This window comes from Halorussus sp. MSC15.2, from assembly GCF_010747475.1.
Taxonomy (GTDB): domain Archaea; phylum Halobacteriota; class Halobacteria; order Halobacteriales; family Haladaptataceae; genus Halorussus.
Genome location: NZ_VSLZ01000001.1, coordinates 955,638 through 972,345, shown reverse-complemented (window position 1 = coordinate 972,345; position 16,708 = coordinate 955,638). Strand labels below are relative to the sequence as shown.

The 16,708-nt window shown below is 65.2% G+C and carries 22 protein-coding genes, 1 tRNA gene and 1 pseudogene; 12 read left to right on the top strand and 12 right to left on the bottom strand.

Going from position 1 to position 16,708, the window contains the following annotated elements; translation table 11 throughout:
- Positions 1–127: 127 nt before the first annotated feature.
- Complete coding sequence (locus FXF75_RS05110; protein WP_240334495.1) at positions 128–940, bottom strand: CAP domain-containing protein; 813 nt, start codon at positions 938–940, stop codon at positions 128–130.
- A gap of 70 nt (positions 941–1,010) precedes the next feature.
- Here FXF75_RS05110 and FXF75_RS05105 point away from each other — a divergent pair, with 70 nt between their 5' ends.
- Together FXF75_RS05105 and FXF75_RS05100 are read left to right on the top strand one after the other, a co-directional pair.
- The gene (locus FXF75_RS05105) at positions 1,011–1,205 is read left to right on the top strand and encodes a hypothetical protein (protein ID WP_163520424.1); all 195 of its coding nucleotides are present in this window, start codon (positions 1,011–1,013) and stop codon (positions 1,203–1,205) included.
- Between the two features lie 184 nt (positions 1,206–1,389).
- Positions 1,390–1,572 (top strand): ribbon-helix-helix protein, CopG family, encoded by a 183-nt coding sequence (locus FXF75_RS05100; protein WP_163520423.1) that lies wholly within the window; start codon positions 1,390–1,392, stop codon positions 1,570–1,572.
- 32 nt (positions 1,573–1,604) lie between these two features.
- On the opposite strand, the gene FXF75_RS05095 is transcribed toward FXF75_RS05100, so the two are convergent.
- Positions 1,605–1,952, bottom strand: coding sequence for a hypothetical protein (locus FXF75_RS05095; RefSeq protein ID WP_240334494.1), 348 nt, complete (start codon positions 1,950–1,952; stop codon positions 1,605–1,607).
- 495 nt (positions 1,953–2,447) lie between these two features.
- Here FXF75_RS05095 and FXF75_RS05090 point away from each other — a divergent pair.
- Both FXF75_RS05090 and FXF75_RS05085 read left to right on the top strand, forming a co-directional pair.
- A pseudogene (locus tag FXF75_RS05090) lies at positions 2,448–3,298 on the top strand (translation initiation factor eIF-2B).
- A 117-nt stretch (positions 3,299–3,415) separates the two neighbouring features.
- Complete coding sequence (locus tag FXF75_RS05085; protein ID WP_163520422.1) at positions 3,416–3,871, top strand: hypothetical protein; 456 nt, start codon at positions 3,416–3,418, stop codon at positions 3,869–3,871.
- A 22-nt stretch (positions 3,872–3,893) separates the two neighbouring features.
- Here the strand turns inward: FXF75_RS05085 and FXF75_RS05080 are convergent, their stop codons facing one another.
- From FXF75_RS05080 to FXF75_RS05065, 4 genes are all read right to left on the bottom strand, one after another.
- A complete protein-coding gene (locus FXF75_RS05080; protein WP_163520421.1) occupies positions 3,894–5,063 on the bottom strand; it encodes a Gfo/Idh/MocA family protein in 1,170 nt (389 codons plus the stop codon).
- A gap of 100 nt (positions 5,064–5,163) precedes the next feature.
- Positions 5,164–5,547 carry a hypothetical protein gene (locus FXF75_RS05075; RefSeq protein WP_163520420.1) on the bottom strand — a complete coding sequence of 128 codons (384 nt, stop codon included), beginning with the start codon at positions 5,545–5,547 and terminating at the stop codon, positions 5,164–5,166.
- Positions 5,548–5,678: 131 nt separating this feature from the next.
- Positions 5,679–6,527, bottom strand: coding sequence for a VOC family protein (locus FXF75_RS05070; protein ID WP_163520419.1), 849 nt, complete (start codon positions 6,525–6,527; stop codon positions 5,679–5,681).
- A gap of 37 nt (positions 6,528–6,564) precedes the next feature.
- Entirely contained in the window at positions 6,565–7,029 is a 465-nt protein-coding gene (locus FXF75_RS05065; protein WP_309221753.1) for a DoxX family protein, read from the bottom strand.
- A 139-nt stretch (positions 7,030–7,168) separates the two neighbouring features.
- Between FXF75_RS05065 and FXF75_RS05060 the strand changes: the two genes are divergently transcribed.
- Positions 7,169–7,528 (top strand): helix-turn-helix domain-containing protein, encoded by a 360-nt coding sequence (locus FXF75_RS05060; RefSeq protein ID WP_163520418.1) that lies wholly within the window; start codon positions 7,169–7,171, stop codon positions 7,526–7,528.
- Positions 7,525–7,980, top strand: a complete 456-nt coding sequence (locus FXF75_RS05055; RefSeq protein WP_163520417.1) for an NUDIX hydrolase — start codon at positions 7,525–7,527, stop codon at positions 7,978–7,980. The genes FXF75_RS05060 and FXF75_RS05055 overlap by 4 nt, the downstream gene beginning before the upstream one ends.
- A gap of 275 nt (positions 7,981–8,255) precedes the next feature.
- Here FXF75_RS05055 and FXF75_RS05050 read toward each other — a convergent pair whose 3' ends face one another.
- Both FXF75_RS05050 and FXF75_RS05045 read right to left on the bottom strand, forming a co-directional pair.
- A complete protein-coding gene (locus FXF75_RS05050) occupies positions 8,256–9,224 on the bottom strand; it encodes a sugar phosphate isomerase/epimerase (protein ID WP_163520416.1) in 969 nt (322 codons plus the stop codon).
- A gap of 181 nt (positions 9,225–9,405) precedes the next feature.
- Positions 9,406–9,909 (bottom strand): multiprotein-bridging factor 1 family protein, encoded by a 504-nt coding sequence (locus tag FXF75_RS05045; protein ID WP_163520415.1) that lies wholly within the window; start codon positions 9,907–9,909, stop codon positions 9,406–9,408.
- Between the two features lie 178 nt (positions 9,910–10,087).
- Here FXF75_RS05045 and FXF75_RS05040 point away from each other — a divergent pair, with 178 nt between their 5' ends.
- The 5 genes from FXF75_RS05040 to FXF75_RS05020 all read left to right on the top strand — a co-directional run bounded on the left by FXF75_RS05040 (position 10,088) and on the right by FXF75_RS05020 (position 13,112).
- On the top strand, positions 10,088–10,495 hold the full coding sequence (locus FXF75_RS05040; protein WP_163520414.1) for an ArsR family transcriptional regulator: 408 nt from the start codon (positions 10,088–10,090) through the stop codon (positions 10,493–10,495).
- Between the two features lie 2 nt (positions 10,496–10,497).
- On the top strand, positions 10,498–11,229 hold the full coding sequence (locus FXF75_RS05035) for a DICT sensory domain-containing protein (protein WP_163520413.1): 732 nt from the start codon (positions 10,498–10,500) through the stop codon (positions 11,227–11,229).
- A 190-nt stretch (positions 11,230–11,419) separates the two neighbouring features.
- Positions 11,420–11,821, top strand: coding sequence for a thioesterase family protein (locus tag FXF75_RS05030; RefSeq protein WP_163520412.1), 402 nt, complete (start codon positions 11,420–11,422; stop codon positions 11,819–11,821).
- A 113-nt stretch (positions 11,822–11,934) separates the two neighbouring features.
- Positions 11,935–12,525, top strand: a complete 591-nt coding sequence (locus tag FXF75_RS05025; protein WP_163520411.1) for a PH domain-containing protein — start codon at positions 11,935–11,937, stop codon at positions 12,523–12,525.
- A 218-nt stretch (positions 12,526–12,743) separates the two neighbouring features.
- A complete protein-coding gene (locus FXF75_RS05020) occupies positions 12,744–13,112 on the top strand; it encodes a hypothetical protein (RefSeq protein WP_163520410.1) in 369 nt (122 codons plus the stop codon).
- Positions 13,113–13,313: 201 nt separating this feature from the next.
- Here FXF75_RS05020 and FXF75_RS05015 read toward each other — a convergent pair.
- Positions 13,314–13,398: transfer RNA gene (locus tag FXF75_RS05015), tRNA-Leu, on the bottom strand.
- Positions 13,399–13,522: 124 nt separating this feature from the next.
- On the opposite strand from FXF75_RS05015, the gene FXF75_RS05010 reads away from it, so the two are divergent.
- A complete protein-coding gene (locus tag FXF75_RS05010) occupies positions 13,523–14,080 on the top strand; it encodes a DUF420 domain-containing protein (protein ID WP_163520409.1) in 558 nt (185 codons plus the stop codon).
- 42 nt (positions 14,081–14,122) lie between these two features.
- Here FXF75_RS05010 and FXF75_RS05005 read toward each other — a convergent pair whose 3' ends face one another.
- From FXF75_RS05005 to purF, 3 genes are all read right to left on the bottom strand, one after another.
- Positions 14,123–14,371, bottom strand: coding sequence for a hypothetical protein (locus FXF75_RS05005; RefSeq protein ID WP_163520408.1), 249 nt, complete (start codon positions 14,369–14,371; stop codon positions 14,123–14,125).
- Positions 14,372–14,456: 85 nt separating this feature from the next.
- On the bottom strand, positions 14,457–14,873 hold the full coding sequence (locus tag FXF75_RS05000; RefSeq protein ID WP_163520407.1) for a hypothetical protein: 417 nt from the start codon (positions 14,871–14,873) through the stop codon (positions 14,457–14,459).
- A 132-nt stretch (positions 14,874–15,005) separates the two neighbouring features.
- The gene (gene purF, locus FXF75_RS04995) at positions 15,006–16,511 is read right to left on the bottom strand and encodes an amidophosphoribosyltransferase (protein WP_163520406.1); all 1,506 of its coding nucleotides are present in this window, start codon (positions 16,509–16,511) and stop codon (positions 15,006–15,008) included.
- Between the last annotated feature and the right edge of the window lie 197 nt (positions 16,512–16,708).

Here is a 16,708-nt window from a genome sequence, read left to right as displayed (position 1 = left end):
GACCTCGCGTAGCCATCGTCTATGGCTCGCTTCCTGACGCGTGTTCTCCGAACCTGTCCAGTTATCGGAGCGTGTTCGGTGGCGCTTTCCTCGCCGAGCGAGTGACGGCGCGCCGAGACGACCTGCCCTAACAGAAGTTCTGGGTCACGTACACCCGAGTCCCGGTCGGCGTCTCCTCCGTCGCGATGCCGATGCCCTCGCGACGCCAGTACGGCCGCAAGAGGTTCTTCCGGTGGGACGACGAGTTCATCCACTGCGCGACGATTCCCCGTGCGAGTTGTTTTGGCGTGGAGTACGTGACCGTCCGGTTACCCACGTCTACCGACTCCTCGTAGTACGTGTAGGCGATGTTCTCCGCTCCCGTGGCGTATCGGTTCTCCCCGACCGACACTCGACACTCGAAGCCGAAACGGTCGTATCGGTCGGTCAGCGTCTCGTTACCCGGGGAGACGTGAGCGAAGTAGTCGCTCTCGGCCATGTCTCTACTGTGGTATCGCTCAATCCTCGATAGCGTCTCGTTGAGTGCCAGCGGGTCGAGACCGCGCTGTGCCCGCTCGCGGTTGACGAATCGGTGAACGAGCCGTCTGACTCGCTCGCGGGAGAACTGCGTCGTCTCGTTCGCTTGCCGAGTCGCCGCGTCGGAACCCGATTGATTTGCAGCGATAACCGTCTTACTGGACTCCGGAGAAGACTCAATAGAATCAGTTCCATCTATAGAATCCGCGATAGCTGGCGACGTTGCACCGAGTAACGCGCTGGACAGCACGACGACCGCAATGCCGACTGTGACGGCATCGGGAGAGCGGTCGTAGATTCGGAGCAGTAGCTCCCTGACCGTACAGACCACGCTATCGGCCGCGAGAGACGAAAATCGTCCGGCTAGTCGCGTTTCAGTTCGACTCTTCGGTACGACCGTCCGCGAGAGCCATAACTTATGCATAACATACTACCATCCGTTCCGTCTCCAACCCTGCAGATTTATATACCCGTGTGGCGTAGTATATAGTACGATGAATTATTATGATTTGATTCTCGGTCTAATCCCGCTCGCACTCCTCGGCCTGACTGCCCTCCTCACCGTCGTCGGATTCGGTCTCACGACCGCCGTCCCGCTCGCCGGCATGGTCTCGGTCGGGATGATAGGTCACGCGATGTTCGTCCGGACGCCGTCCGAGACGCCGGTCGCTCCGGCCGTCCAGCAGTAAACTGAAAACACGCGATTTACGCTACTACCTCTTCTCTCGTTCTTCGTCTGCGGTCTTCTCCGTCTCCGACTTCTCTTCTTCCGGATTTGCGTTCTCGTTTCACCCAGTAGCTGTTCACGTTCGGTCGGCGTCGGCCGCCCGTCTGACGAATTTATTTGTGTCCGTGCTTCGGTGGATTCCCAATATGCATCAGGACCACCTCGACATGGAGACGGTCACGCTCGAACTCGACGAGGGGGAACTCGAACGAATCGACGACATCGCGTTCGCGGACCACCGGGAGAACCGCGAGGCCGCCATCCGAGAACTCCTCGACCAGTACCTGAAACGGCGCGCCGACAGTGAATCGGCCGACGACGAGGACTGAAAACTGTAGATGCGGCGGGCCGTGGACCGCGATTACGGCTCGAAGTCGAATCGCGGCCCGTCGTCCTCCGACTCTCCTATCGAGGGACCGTCCACCGAGGGCGGAACGAACGACCGTTCCTTCGGGTCCACCTCCTCGCCGTCCTCGAACTTCACGAAACTCAGGTAGTAGACGTCGCCACAGCCTTCGCCCTCCGTCTCCGCCGCCCCGCAGACGATTTCGACGCCGTCGGCCGCGCTATCGTCGAAGTCGTCGTACGCGTCGGCGTACTCCCACCCGTCGAGGGGAACGGGCGTCACGCACTTGTCCGCGAGGTACCCCTCCCGGTCGAGTTCGGCGATGGCCCCGCACCGCGGGCAGTAGTAGCGAACTGCGGTCATACGCGGTGGTACATGGGGCGCGTACTTTCTACTGTCGCCGCGAACCGTCGTGGTGGTGGTCCGGTAGGACGGTTCCGCGAGCACGAGATTCGATGGTCCGGTTTCCGTCCGGGTTTCCTGAAGGTCCTGCCTACTCGGTCCTCTTTGGTAGTCGCTGTAGGACCCGATAGTATATATTTTAGAGCTATAGTATATACCCAAATCCGGTAATCGAGAGGGATAGCCGTCCAGAAGACCACCGACTGAAGCACGAATCCGATGTCCGAGAACGACAGAGCGGAGCAGTTCGTTCGAAGAGTTGGTCGTGGGCACCACGTGGAACGGGTGGTTCGGTCAGTCGGGGAGGCAAAGCAGTGCCCTCGGGCGACGGAATCGATGGCTCGACAGGAGACACGCCGCCCGTGAATCTCGGAACGACGACGTGCCGACCCCGCGAACGGGTCGCTCGCGCCCGGAGAGGCAAGACATTTGGCCCGCGGCGGAGACCGTTTCTGTATGATAGACGAGACGGTCGAGGAGATTCGGGAGATGCAGACCCACAGCTCCTCCGTGGTCGCCGTGAAGGCCGCCCGCGCGCTGGAGGACCTCCGCGAGCGCGAGTTCGCCTCGGTCGAGGACTTCGAGCGCGACCTCGAACGCAACTCCTCCGCGCTCCGGCGAGCCAACCCCTCTCACGCGTCGCTGGTGACGACCCAGCGCGCCATCGTCTCGATGGTCGAGGACGCCGACGTCGAGACGTCGTGGACGCGAAGGACGCACTCGGCGAGGCAGTGGAGGACGTGGTCGAGCAGGTCGAGACCGCCAAGCGCCGAGCGGCCGAGAACGCCGTGGAGTTCGTGGAGGACGGCGCGACGATTCTGACTCACGACTACTCCTCGACGGTGCTGGAGACCATCGAGCAGGCCGTCTCCGAAGGTCGCTATCTCACGGTGTACGTCACGGAGGCCCGGCCGCGCTACCTCGGGCGCAAGACCGCCCGCGTCCTCGCCGAGATGGACCGCGTGGACGCCCACCTCGTCGTGGACGGGGCGTCCGGCCACTTCCTCCCCGAGTGCGACCGCGTGCTGTTGGGCATGGACTGCATCGTCGGTGACACCCTCTACAACCGAATCGGCACGTTCCCGCTGGCCGCGACCGCCGACCGAGTGGACGTCCCCGTGACCGTCGTCGGGTCGTCGGCGAAACTCGTCGGCGAGGGCTTCCGGTTCGAGAACGACTTCCGGTCGCCCAGCGAGGTCCTGCTGGAACCCGCGGAGGGCTTCTCGGTGGAGAATCCGGCCTACGACGCGACGCCGACCGACCTGCTCGACGCGGTCGTCACCGACGAAGGAGTCCGGGAGTTCTGACCGGCGAGGAGGTCCGAGAATGCTGACCGGCGAGCGCGCTCGGGAGTTCTGACCGACAGGGGCCGTTGCGCGGTCCGCCCAGCAAGCCAAAGGAGTTGCCCGTGTTCACTCCCGTCGATGGACGCGAGGAGCCGACTCGCCCACAACCTCACCGCCGAGTCGGAGGCCTACGGCTACACGCTCACCATCTGGGGGTCGGGGGCGATGCTGATATACAAGGTCCAGACGCCGGACCTCTTTCACATCCTCCTGCTGGCGTTCGGCGCGATACTCGGCTTCGGGGTTCTCGGGGCGGTGGCGTTTCGAGAGATAGTCAGAGAACCGGAATCCGACGAAACGCCCCTCGTCGTCACCTCGATGGTGCACGTGGTTTCGACGCTGGGCAACCTCGTCGTGGCCTACCTGCTGGTCCGGTTCGTCGTCACCCACTCGACGCCGGGGTGGTTCGCCTTCCCGCTCGTGGGGTTTCAGGCCACGGTGCTGTACAACGTGTTCCTTCTGCTGGAGGACTTCCTCTCCCGGCAGTTCGTCGAAGCCACCAGATTCGGCGAGGACGCGGAAGAGATAGAGTGAAAACGGCTCGCCGCCGGACGAACTATGCTACTTCGACCCACTCGCCGCGCTCGTCGCTCTCCTGAATCGCCGAGAGGACGCGCTGGACCGCCAGTCCGTCCTCGAAGTTCGGGTGGTAGTCGCCCGACCCGTCGGCGGTTTCACCGCCTCCGCTCCTCATCTCCGACGCCGCGCCGTCCACCGCCGAGAGGAACTCGTAGTTCTCGTGGACGAAGGTGTGTTCCCAACCGAGGACGTGACCCGGCGGCCACCAGTGCTCGACGTAGGGGTCGTCTTCCTCGGTCACCAGAATCGTCTCGTACCCGCGGTTCCCCTCGCGGAGGACCGCCAACTCGTTCAGTCGTTCGAGCGAGAACTTCAGGCTCCCCTCCGTCCCCTGAATTTCGATGGTGTGGTCGTTCTTGTGGCCGGTCGCGAACCGCGAGGCCTCGAAGGTCGCCATTACGCCGCCCTCCAGTTCGGCCTGCGCGGAGTAGGCGTCGTCCACCGTGACGGGCCGGGTCTCGGGTTCGCCACTCGTGTCCTCGCCCGCCTCACCCTCGACCGGGCGCTCGTCTACGAACGTCCGGAGGTGGCCCGAGACGCGTTCCACGTCGCCGACGAGGAACCGGGCGAGGTCGACGGTGTGGGCACCCAAGTCGCCCAGCGCCCCGCTCCCGGCCATCTCCGCGGAGTTGCGCCACGACCACGGGGCCTCGGGGTCAGCCAGCCAGTCCTGTAGGTACCGCCCGCGGAAGTGACGAATTTCACCGAGAGCGCCGTCTTCGACCAGATTCTTCGCGTACCGGATGGCCGGGACGAACCGGTAGTTGAACGCGGTGGCGGTCGGCACGCTGGCATCTTCGGCGGCGTCGGCCATGCGCTCGGCCCCGTCGAGGTCGTTCGCCAGCGGTTTCTCGCAGAGGACCGGGGTGCCCGCTTCGAGCGCCGCGACGGAGGGTTCGACGTGGACGTGGTTCGGACCGAGGTTGTAGAAGGCGTCCACCTCCCCGACCACGTCCTCCCAGTCGGTCGCCGTGTTCTCGAATCCGAGGCGGTCGGCCGCGTCCGCGAGCGCGTCCTCGTCGCGGCCGACGAGGACGTGGCGCTCGACGTCCGGGGCGTCCGGGAAGAACATCGGCAGTCGCGCCATGGCGTTGGCGTGGGCTTTCCCCATGAATCGGTACCCGAGAACGCCGACTCGAACAGTCATGTCGTCGGAGGTACTCGGGGGAGACGCTTAATGTTTCAGGAGGTCGTCCGATGCGGGTCGTCGGGAGTCGCCCGGTTCCGGTCGTCGGCCAGTGAATTTCTCACTCCGGGTCCTCTTCGGCGAGCACGGACTCGACTGCCGAAGCGAGTTCCTTGAACAGGTCCATCTCCATCTCGTCCGTCGTCACGAACGCGCCGTGGTCGCCGACGATGACCCGGGTCAGGTAGCCGCGCTCGAACACGCGTATGTTGAACCGGTAGCCGCCGAGTTCGGTGTCCTGATACACCGCCTGCGTCCGGAACCCGAGGCGCTCGTTGTCCGCGAACCCCACGAGGTCCGCGCCGGGGTCGAGGTCCTCGCGGAGGTAGAGTTGCTCCTCGCCGTCCTCGGTGAAGTAGGTGATGCTCCGGAGTTCGTCTCCGATAGCGGTTCTACAGGCGCTCTTGAGCTGTTCGGGGATATCGTTGGCCGAGCTGTCTGACATCTGTCGTCACCTCTCGAACGCGACTTCGCGCGGCGCGAACCGGGCAGTCCGCACCGGTCGCCGCTGACGTAACACGCAGGACGTGACGAGTGGAAGCGTTTACGGCCGACGAGAACGCGTCGGCCGTAGCGTCAGTTCGAATCGACCCGCAACCGGACGGAGACGCCGTCTGGGTCGGTGACCGCCACGCCGTCGTCGCGGTCGGTCACCGACTCGCCCGCGTCCGCGAGTCGTCGCCGCACCGCCGCGAGCGCGTCCTCGTCCGGGACGACCAACTCGAACCACGCCAGCCCGCGGCCCGCGGCCGGGCGCGACCGACGCCGCCACGTGTTCAGTCCGAGATGATGGTGGTACTCCCCCGCGGCGACGAAGAGCGCGGAGTCGCCGTAGGCCGCTCGAACACCGAGTCCCAGCGTGTCGACGTAGAACTCGCGTGACCGGGCCAGCGACGATACTTCGAGGTGGACGTGTCCGACTGCGGTCCCCGGCGGTGCCCCGGCGTCGGGCGTCCCGCTCGCGTCGGCGACGAGAGCGTCCACGTCCAGCGGAAGCGTGTCCATGCGGACCGTCCCGTCGTCGCCGAACTCCCACTCCTCGCGCGGCCGGTCGCGGTAGATTTCGACGCCGTTGTCCTCGGGGTCGGTGAGGTAGAGCGCCTCGCTCACGAGGTGGTCCGACGCGCCGTCGAGTCGCCAGCGGTTGCGTACCCGGCGGAGCGCGTCGCCGAGCGCACCGCGCGAGGGAACCCGGAACGCGTTGTGGTAGAGACCTGCGCTCTCCGGGTCGCGGTCGGGCACGTCGCTCTCCGACAGCACGAGCAGCGGCGTCCCGTCCACGCCCAGCGTGGCCGACTCGTCGTCGCGCGACTGGACGGCGAGACCGACCACGTCGCGGTAGAAGTCGGTCGTCTCCGCGAGGTCGGCGACGGTCAGGGCGGTGCGGCCGACGCGCGTGCGGTCGGGGACGGTCGGTCGGGTCACGACCGAACCACTCGCCGTCGCGCGCGACGTAACTCCCTCATCGCGATTCGGCCCCCGTGGGTGGAACCGCCAGCTCTCGGTCGAACAACGCCCGTTCTAGCGAGAGTGCGCCGGGACCGCTCAGCGCGAGCGCGACGGCGACGAGCGCCAGCGTGAGCGTCAGTTCGACGCCGCCGTCGCCGGCCGGGTAGCCGTTCGGCAGGTGGACCAGCACGGTGGCGACGACCATGTCGAGGGCGACGAGAACGCCCACGACTCTGACGAAGAGTCCGGCCAGCAACAGCAGGCCGCCGACCAGTTCCAAGAGACCGACCCCCCACGCGAACGCGGTCGGCAGCGGGACGCCGAGACTCGACAGGAACCCCGAGAACCCCTCGATACCCATCGCCTTCGGCCCGACGCCGGCCACCTTTCCGAGACCGGCCACGAGCATCGGAATCCCCAGTGCCAGTCTGAGCGCGACCGGACTCCACCCCCGGCCGACAGGGGCGTCACCACTCACGGCCGACCACCTCCTGCGTTCTCCGGCGGTTCAGGACCGATTCGAGTTGTCGTTCGGGAACTCGATTTCATCACGGATGCTACTTCGATTCCGAACCCATATGTAGATTCGGCAATACGACTCGAAGTGACTGCTACTCATGGCACCGTCCCCTAATCCATCTGATAACGTGAAGGCGGAGAACGACGGCATCTGCCCGGTCGTAGGAACGATAGAGCGAATCGGGTCGGAGTGGCGACTCATCGTCCTCCACGTGCTTCAGGACGGCGAGCGGCGGTTCAGCGAACTCCGGAAGGAGACCGACGCGAGTTCGAGTACACTCTCGCGCGTCCTCGACGAACTGGAGGACTCGGGACTGGTGAACCGTCGGGTGGACGAACAGCGACTGGCGACGTACTACAGTCTGACCGAGAGCGGCCGGGAACTCGCGCCCGTGTTCGAGGAGTTGCGGGAGTGGGGGACCGACAACCTCGACCACGCGTCCGACGAGAGCGCATGACCGGCCGGCGTATCCGGATGGTCGCGCTCGGGGTCGTCAGTCGCCGGACGAGCGACGACCGGGTTACCGACGACGAGCAACTGCTGGTCGAGCGCCACCGCGACCCCGAGTCGGGCGAGACGTTCTACCGGCCGCTCGGCGGCGGCGTCGAGTTCGGCGAGCGCAGCGAAGACGCGCTCCGCCGGGAGTTCCGGGAGGAACTGGGCGTCGAACTGACGGGGGTCTCCTATCTGGGGACCGACGAGGACGTGTTCACGTTCGACGGTGAGACCCACCACGAGGTGTGGCGGGTGTACGAGACCGACGTCGTGGAAGACTGGCCCTACGAACGCGAGGAGTTCACGGCCCGCGAACCCGAGACGGGCGAGGAAATCGAGTGCGTCTGGAAGTCGCGTGCTGCACTCGAAACCGAGGAGACCTTCTATCCCGACGGGGTGCTCTCGGAACTCTAATCTTCAGCCCGCTACTCGTCGCCAGCGCGTCCCTCGTCGTCTGGACCGTCCTCGCCCGAGACGTTGGCGACCGCGCCAAGAATCATCCCAACGACGGCACCCATTACACCACCAAACGGGCCAAAAAGGACAAAACCAAAGACTCCAAGCGCGAGCGTCGGAATAATAAGCTCTATTGGGTTTGGACTGGCCATAATAGAAGTAGCTTGAGCTAGAGTATAAAATCACCTAATCTGGGCAAAACGAATCTCCCTCTATTTCTCTATGCCCTCTAGTCAGGCCCAGTACGCCTCGCCGGGTCGGTCGCGGAACACCGCGCGCTGGAGCATCGCCACCGCCTTCTCCAGACCCTCGTTGGAACTGGTCAGCGAGTCCTCGTGTTCGATGGAAAGCGCACCGTCGTAGCCCACCATCCGGAGCGTGCTGACGATGTCTTTCCAATGTTCCTCGCCGTGGCCGTAGCCCACAGACCGGAAGAGCCACGAGCGGTCGGCCTCCTCGTCGTAGGGCGTCGTGTCGAGGACGCCCTTGTACCGCGCGTTGGCGTCGTAGACCTTGGTGTCCTTGGCGTGGAAGTGGTGGATGGCGTCGTGTTCGCCGAGGAAGCGGATGGCGTCGGTGATGTCGATGTTCTGCCAGTAGAGGTGCGAGGGGTCGAAGTTCGCGCCGACGTGTTCGTTGGTCGCCTCGCGCAGGCGGAGCATGCCCGAGGGTTCGTAGACGAGCATGTTCGGGTGCATCTCGATTGCCACGTCCACGCCGTGGTCGGCGGCGTGGTCCGCGAGGTCCGACCAGTACGGGACGGCGACCTCCTCCCACTGGTACTCGTGGGCCTCGGCGTGTTCGCCCGGCCACGGCGCGGTGACCCAGTTTGGCGTCTCGTCGTTCGGACTCCCCGCGGGAAGCCCCGAGAAGCACGTGACCGTGTTCACGTCCAACTGGTCGGCGAGTTCGATGGCCTCGCGGAGTTCGGTGTCGGCCTGCTCGGCCGTCTCCTCGTCGGGATGCAGCGGGTTGTTGTGGGTCGCCAGCGCCGAGATACGCATCTCGTACTCGTCGAGCAGGTCGAAGAGGTGGTCCTGTGCTGCGTCGTCGTCCAGATACTCCTCGCGCGGCAGGTGGGAGTCGCCAGGGTGACCGCCACACCCGAGTTCGACCGCGTCCACGCCGATACCGTGAAGGTACGCGAGCGCGTCGTCGAGCGACTGTCCGCCGAGCGGAACTGTGAGAACGCCGATGTCCATGTCCGTTGCACCACGGTCGGCGTAAATAAGATTACGGGAGGGGGAACGCGTCGAGAGACGGCGAGAGGCCGATTCCTCGGAGAGAGTCGCGCGAGCGCGAGAGTAACAGTTTGCTCGATTCGTCACCTTCGTTCTGCGGAGTCACCGTCCGCGAGGCGGAGACCTCGTTCGCTCGGCGAAGTTACTGTTCTTCGGCCAGTTGCACGTCGAGGCGGTCTTCGAGCGCCTCGATGAGCGACCCGCCGACGTTGGCCTGATTCGCGCGACCCTGTTCGACCGCGAGCAGGTCGTTCTCCGACACGTCGAGTTCCTCGGCGAGTTCGTCGCGCTGGAGACCCGCGTCGCGTCGCGCCTCCTCGACCGTCTCGCCGTAGCCCGAGACCAGATACGGCAGCGGGTCGTCGTCGTAGTCGGTGCCCTCCTCCTCCCAGTGACTCGAATCGCCGTCGTAGACGCCGCTCGCCTTCGCTGTGTTCTGTGCGGCCTTCCGCTTGCGCTCCCGGTCGTCGTCTGTCGAGGTCTGGGTCTGGGCGTTGTCGTTGTGCGAGGACGCACAGTCCGAGCAGACCTGCAACTGCGCTCCGGCCACGTTGGCCGCCGTCAGCGAGTCGCTCGACTTCCCGCAGAGTTCGCACGAGTCGCCGCTACTGCCGCCGGACGACCCACCAGTCGAGTACTTAGCCATGTGAGACCCAGTTAGGGTACGACGCATTTGAATACCCCGCTTGTCATTCGAACCTGAATACCGTTCGTGCCGACACCTGCCGACCAGTTACTCGTCGCTCGTCGTGACTCGACTAGTTGTTCGTCGTCCGTCACGACCCGCTAGTTAATGGTCGTTCGTGACTAATTCTCTTGGGAGCATGAACTACGACGCGCCGGACCCCGACGCGGCCGCCGAAACGGACGCCGCGTTCGGGGTTCTCGCGGACGTTCACCGCAGATACGTGCTGTACTACCTCCGGGGCCGCGAGTCGGCGACGCTCGACGAAGTGGCCACCGTCGTCGCCGGATGGCTCGGCACTCACGACGACCCGGCCGACATGGTCACGCCCCGAGACCGCGACAGCGTTCGGACCGCACTCCACCACGTCCACTTGCCGCGACTCGCGGCCGCCGGGTACGTCAGTTACGACGCCGACGCCGGCGGCGTGACGCTCGAATCGCTCCCCGAGTTCGTCGAGACCGTCCTCGACCGCTCGCTCGCCCAGCAGCGTGACGGGGTCGAACAGTCGGACGAGTCGGCGTTCGACCGACACACGGGACGGTGACGATGGGTCTCCGCCAGTTCCTCGACGCGGTCGCAGACCGCCGGAAGACCGTCACGGTGTTCGCGCCCGACCCCTACGAAGGTCTCGAATCGCACTTCGAGACGCGCAACGTGACGGTCGAACACGAACACCTCCCGGACGACGGGTCGGGCGGGTTCGTCGTCGTGACCGCGGGCGGAGAGTTCGTCGGAAGCGTCGGTGCGGCCGCGGTCCGCCACCTCGTATCGCCGAGCGAGTCCGACCTCGAACTCGGTCGAGACGGGACGGCCCCGACCCACGACGAAGCGACTCGGGCGCTGCTCGACCTGCTCTCGGACACCACGTTCGCCTCGTTCGACAAGCGCCAGATGCTGCTGACGGCCCGCGAAATCGAGGACCGGGCCTACCGGCACGGGCGGGGAACGTTACGGACCGGGTTTCAATCGCTGTCGGCGCTGAAGGCCCAGCGCGACCTCTACGCCGCGTTGGCGAGCGAGAGTCTGCTCGACGTACACGTCTACGGCGAACGAGACTGGTCGCCGGACGTGCCGGGTGCGACGGTCCACGAGGACGACGCCGACGAAATCGGCGCGTTCTGGTTCGTCGTCTTCGACGGGGGCGGCGACGAGCGTCGGGCCTGCGCGCTCCTCGGCGAGGAAATCGGCGACGACTCCGGAATCTTTCGCGGGTTCTGGACCTACGACCCCGAGACCGTCGCCGACATCGACGCCTACCTCCGGGAGACCTACGACTGAGCGGCGGACGAGTGGCTGTACTCGTCGGTTCCGGCGGCGTTCGCGGCGCTCCGTTACCGGGGTCCGACACGGTTCGCTAATTCCTATCGCTGTGCGTCGAGTGCGGGCGTTCCAACTGACCCGATTCGCGAGGCTACCCCGACGCCGGAAAGCGATAGACCGAACTATCGGGCACTCCGAGGTGACACCGATGAGCGATTACTCGTTTACCGTCGACGTGGACGTGAGATTTCAAGACCTCGATACGATGGGTCACGTCAACAACGCTGTCTACGCGACCTACTTCGAACAGGCCCGCGTGGCCTACTTCGAGGAGGTGCTCGACGTGCCCTTACACGAGGTGGAATCCGTACTTGCGAATCTGGAAATCGACTTCCGACGGCCGGTCGAGATGGTCGGCGAAGTGACCGTCGGAGTGCGAGTCACCGAACTCGGGACCACGTCGATTCCGATGGAGTACGAGGTCCGGGCGGACGGCGAGATCGCGGCGACCGGCGAGACGGTTCAGGTGGCGGTCGATAGCGAGACCGGGTCCTCCCGGCCGATTCCGGAGGCGTGGCGCGAGCAGATTCGGGATTTCGAAGGGCTGTAATCGCTGCTTTCGAACGGTCGAGCGAATCTGATAGCGAGATAATTTTATTCCCCACACATGTGCGTTAGAATATACAGTTAACGTTATTGCATTACTGTTTGATGTATCATTCCATGGGATTATTTGGAAGTGACACAAGTAACGCGGCGCTCGACTACGAACCAGAAGGCGACTACGTAACGGCCGAGCGTATCGGCAAGATGGACGACGTTCTCGACCCCGACGAAGAGGTGATGTTCCTCATCGAGGGCAAGAACATCCAAGAGAAAGGCGAGGGGCGAGGCGTACTGGGTTCGGACGTGGACGCCAAAAACAGCCTCCTCAGTTCGATTCTCACGGGCGCGACCGACAAGCGACTGGTCTCGAAGATTCCGCAGATGACCGGCGACGACGAACAGACCATCCCGTACAGCCGAATCGAGGGCGTGGACCTCGACACCGGACTGGTGACCAAGAAGTTGACCGTCAAGACCAGCGGGAGCGCCTACGAGTTCGGGGTTCAAGACCCCGATGCCGACGAAGTCCGAGAGATGGTCCGGTTCATCCGCGAGAAGATGAAGGAGAGCCAGCAGGCGAACGCGCCGGCGGCCTCCGAACCCGACCCGACCGAGCAACTGAAGAACATCAAGGAGTTGCACGACCAGGGCGTCCTCTCCGACGAGGAGTTCGAGGAGAAGAAGAACGACCTCCTCGACAAGATGTAGCCGTCCCGGCGAGTCGAGACGCCGCCGTTTTGCGGTCGAATCGCCGATTACTGCGAGTCGGTTCGGATGTTCGAGAGGCTGTAACCGGCGCTTTCCGGAACGTGTGAACCGTTTGGACCGCGACGGAACCGTTCATCGGTCGCGATTCCGGCCGGGGACGCGCCGTCGGAATGAACCGTCGTCACGGTTTATTCGCCTCTCGGTGGAACCGCCGCGTAGTGAACGACTTCGACCGAAGGCATGCCGGCCGCTCCGCCACCGACCGTGACGCTCCCTCCGAGTGCGAAGCGCTCTCCGAACGCGACGACACCGCCAGCGACCGCGATTCTCTCGCTTCCGGACTCCTGCCCCGCGACTACGCCAGTCGGGGCGCGACGTTCGTCCGGCGTCCAGTTCGCCAGCGCGAGGAGACGAAGATGTACCGGACACTCGCGGTCCGAGTCGAAGGCGAACCGACGACGCTTCTCGTCGGCCCGAAGGCCGGCGTCTCGCCGACGCAGGCGTACCGCATCACGGCGGTGCGGTCCGTCCGGTCGGGGCGACTGGTGACGGTCAAGTTCCGCCCGACGCGTTCGCGGACGGAGTGAGTACTCCGGGAATCAGCGTGTGCTAGTTACTCGACGTAGACGAGTACCGCCGTAGCTGTCGCTCAAGGTGTCGCGTCCGAAAGGAATTGTGCGTGGGTGCAGTCCCAAGGGACTCCACCTGCATCGTCCTCGGCGGTTACACCACCTCGGTTACAGTGGGCTTCGCCCACTCTTTCAACGTGGCAAAGCCACGCTATGCGATGCGTGGGACCGGATTTGAACCGGCGGACCCCTACGGGACAGCGCCCTCAACGCTGCGCCGTTGGCCTAGCTTGGCTACCCACGCTCGCTCGTTCTCTTGCTGCACTCAGATGTAGACACTACCCGAATAAAATGCCTTTCGTTTCAACACGGGGACGGCACCGCCACACACGGTAAGGCGTATTTCGCTCCGCTCCCTACGCCCGACTATGCAGCGACTCGTCGAGCGGCACGTCCCCGCGGTGACCGGACTACTGACAGTCGTCTCGCTCGCGCTGGTGTTCGCGGCCGCGCTCCGCGTCGTGCCCGCGGGAACGCTCCCGCGAGCGCCCGACGCCGTGCTGGCGGCCATCCCGCACGTCAACGCCGTCATCAGCGTCGTCGCGTTCGGCGTCATCGCGGCCTCGTGGCGGTGGATTCGGCAGGGGAAGGTCGCGCGCCACCGCGCTGGCATGCTCGCGGGCGTCGTCCTGTTCGCGGCGTTCCTGACGCTGTACCTCTACCGGGTCGCGCTCCTCGGCCCGACCCACTTCGACGGTCCGGCGGTCGTCGAGCAGTTCGTCTACTACCCGATTCTCGGGATTCACGTCCTGCTGGCCGTGGTCTGCATCCCGCTTCTCTACTACGTCCTCCTGTTGGCGCTGACCCGGCCCGCGTCGGAACTCTCGAAGACGAACCACGCGAGGGTCGGCCGGGTCGCGGCCTCGCTGTGGTTGACCTCCTTCGCGCTCGGCGTGGTCGTCTACCTCATGCTCTACCTGTTCTGACAGCGCGGCGTTTCCACTCCGACGGGTCTCCGTACTACGCAGTCACCGCGACAGTTCGCCTTCGTAGGTCTCCAGCAGAACCTCCCACGAGTCGTAGCCGGCGTGGAAGCGGCTGTCGACGACGCGGCCGTTGCGCCCGAGTTCGACCGCTTCCCTCGGGTTCGGAATCTGGACCCACCGGAGTTCGGCCTGCGGGCGGGTCTCTGCCGCCGCTTCCGCGTCGGTTCGCGCGCGGTCCTCGCCTTCCTCCCGGGGGAGTCGCCGGTCGCTCCTGTCGCGGCCACGAGCCATCACCGTTTTGAACGGTTCCGCGATGATTAACCGTTGTGGCCCCTCAGAGCACCGGATTCGTCTCGACAGGCTACCTCGCAGACGACTACTGCTCGTCGCCCTCACTGCCTCCGTCGTCCGTCACGGACTTCCCGCTCTCCACGTCGATGTGGAGCGTCTCGCTCTCGCCGCCACGGCCGGTTCGGCCGCTTCCGCCACTGCCTCCACTGCCGCCGCCCCCGCTACCGAGGAGTTTCGACCGGAGGTCGTCGGCGACCGACTGGACTTGGTCGCGGAGGGTCTCGACTTCGCGCTCGAACTGCTCGACCGTCCGCTCGACGTGGTAGACCCGGGAAGCGGGGATGCGGCGCACGAGGTCCCGGCCCTCGTCGTCCTCGCCGGTCTTGACCATCCAGTGGTCCTGAAAGTACGCGACGTGTTCGTTCTGGACGTTCTTCTCGACGGTGTCGCCGTCAGGTCCCTCGTAGGTGATAGTCGCCTCGCCGAGGTCTTCTTCGACCATACGGGAACGTCGTCGTCCAGACAGGTAGCAACTGTGGCCGACAGAGTCGAGGCGGTGAGCGGCGCGGCGTGAGAAATCGGTGTGTCCCGTACGACCGGTGGCGTCCGGTCCCCGGTCCGTATCGCGCGTCCGCTACAGTTCGGGACGGGGGTTATCGGCGTGGGCCGAGTCCATCTCCTCGCCGTCGATGTCGTAGGGGTACTCGCCGGTGACACATCCCATGCAGAGGTCGTCGCGGTCCTCGCCGAGCGCGGCGGCGACCGCGTCTGGCGAGAGGTATCCGAGGCTGTCGGCCTCGATTTCGTCCCGAATCTCCTCGGTGGACCGGTCGGCGGCGATGAGTTCCTCGCGGGTCGCCATGTTGATACCCATGTAGCAGGGCGCGGCGATGGGGGGCGCGCCGATTCGCATGTGGACCTCGGCCGCGCCGCAGTCCTTGAGCAGTTGGACCAGTTGCGTGGAGGTGGTCCCGCGGACGATGCTGTCGTCCACGAGCGTGACCGTCTTGCCCTCCACGGTGGACTTGATGGGGTTGAGTTTCAGACGGACCGCGCGCTCGCGCTCGTCCTGCGTCGGCATGATGAACGTCCGGCCGACGTAGCGGTTCTTCATCAGTCCCTCCGCGAACTCGACGGTCGCGCCGTCGTCCTGCGCGGCGTCGGCGTACCCCGAGGCGAATGCTCGCCCGGAGTCGGGGACCGGCATCACCACGTCGGTGTCGATGCCGTTCTCCTCCCAGAGTTCGCGCCCGAGGTCGCGCCGAACCTCGTAGACGAGTTTGTCGTCGATGACGCTGTCGGGCCGGGCGAAGTAGACGTGTTCGAAGAAGCAGTGGGCAGTGTGTTCGCGCTCGAACAACTGGTAGGAGTCGAACCCCTCGCCGTCGGGTTGGAGGACGACGAGTTCGCCGGGTCTCACGTCGCGGACGAGTTCGCCGTCGAGGGTGTCGATGGCGGCCGACTCGCTGGCGACGACGTAGCCGTCGTCGAGTTCGCCGATGCAGAGCGGCCGGTTCCCCTCGGGGTCCCGGACGCCGAGTACGGTGTCGTCCTGCATGATGGTCAGCGAGTACGACCCGTGGATGCGGCCCATCGTGCGCTTGACCGCGCGGACGAGGTCCTCTTCCAGCAGGTTGCGCGCGAGGTCGTGGGCGATGACCTCAGTGTCGCCGTCCGAGGTGAACGCGTGACCCTCCGCGGCGAGTTCGTCGCGCACTTCGTCGGCGTTGACGAGGTTCCCGTTGTGGCTCAGGCCCAAGGCACCGCTCCGGAACGAGACGGTGAACGGTTGGGCGCAGGACTTGTCCACGCTCCCAGCAGTGGGGTAGCGAACGTGGCCGATGCCCGCGCTCCCGCGCAGACTCCCGATGTCGTCCTCGGTGAAGGCGTCGCCGACGAGACCCATCTCGACGTGGTCGTGCTGCTGGAACCCGTCGTGGGTGACGATGCCCGCCGACTCCTGCCCGCGGTGCTGGAGCGCGTACAGCGAGTAGTAGAGCGGCCGCGCGGCGTCCCGCTCGGTGAGCGAGACGCCGACGACGCCGCATTTCTCGGTCGGTCCCGAGAGGGCCGTCTCGGAGCGTCCCGAATTAGCGTTCTCGGTCGGACTACTGGGGACCGGGTCCCGGCCGTCTGGCATGGTCGGAGATACTGGGTCACCGTAGTAAAAACTCTCGCTATCGTGCGGGATTTTCCGCCAGAAGCCGTAGAAGTACACACGAACATGTATACTTCCAGTTGTCACGACGATAGTTCGCGACAGCGAGCGCAACGTCGGTCGGTCGGGGTGTTCGGTCCGGTACCACTCGGTGGTGTACGGTACTGGTATGACTCGAT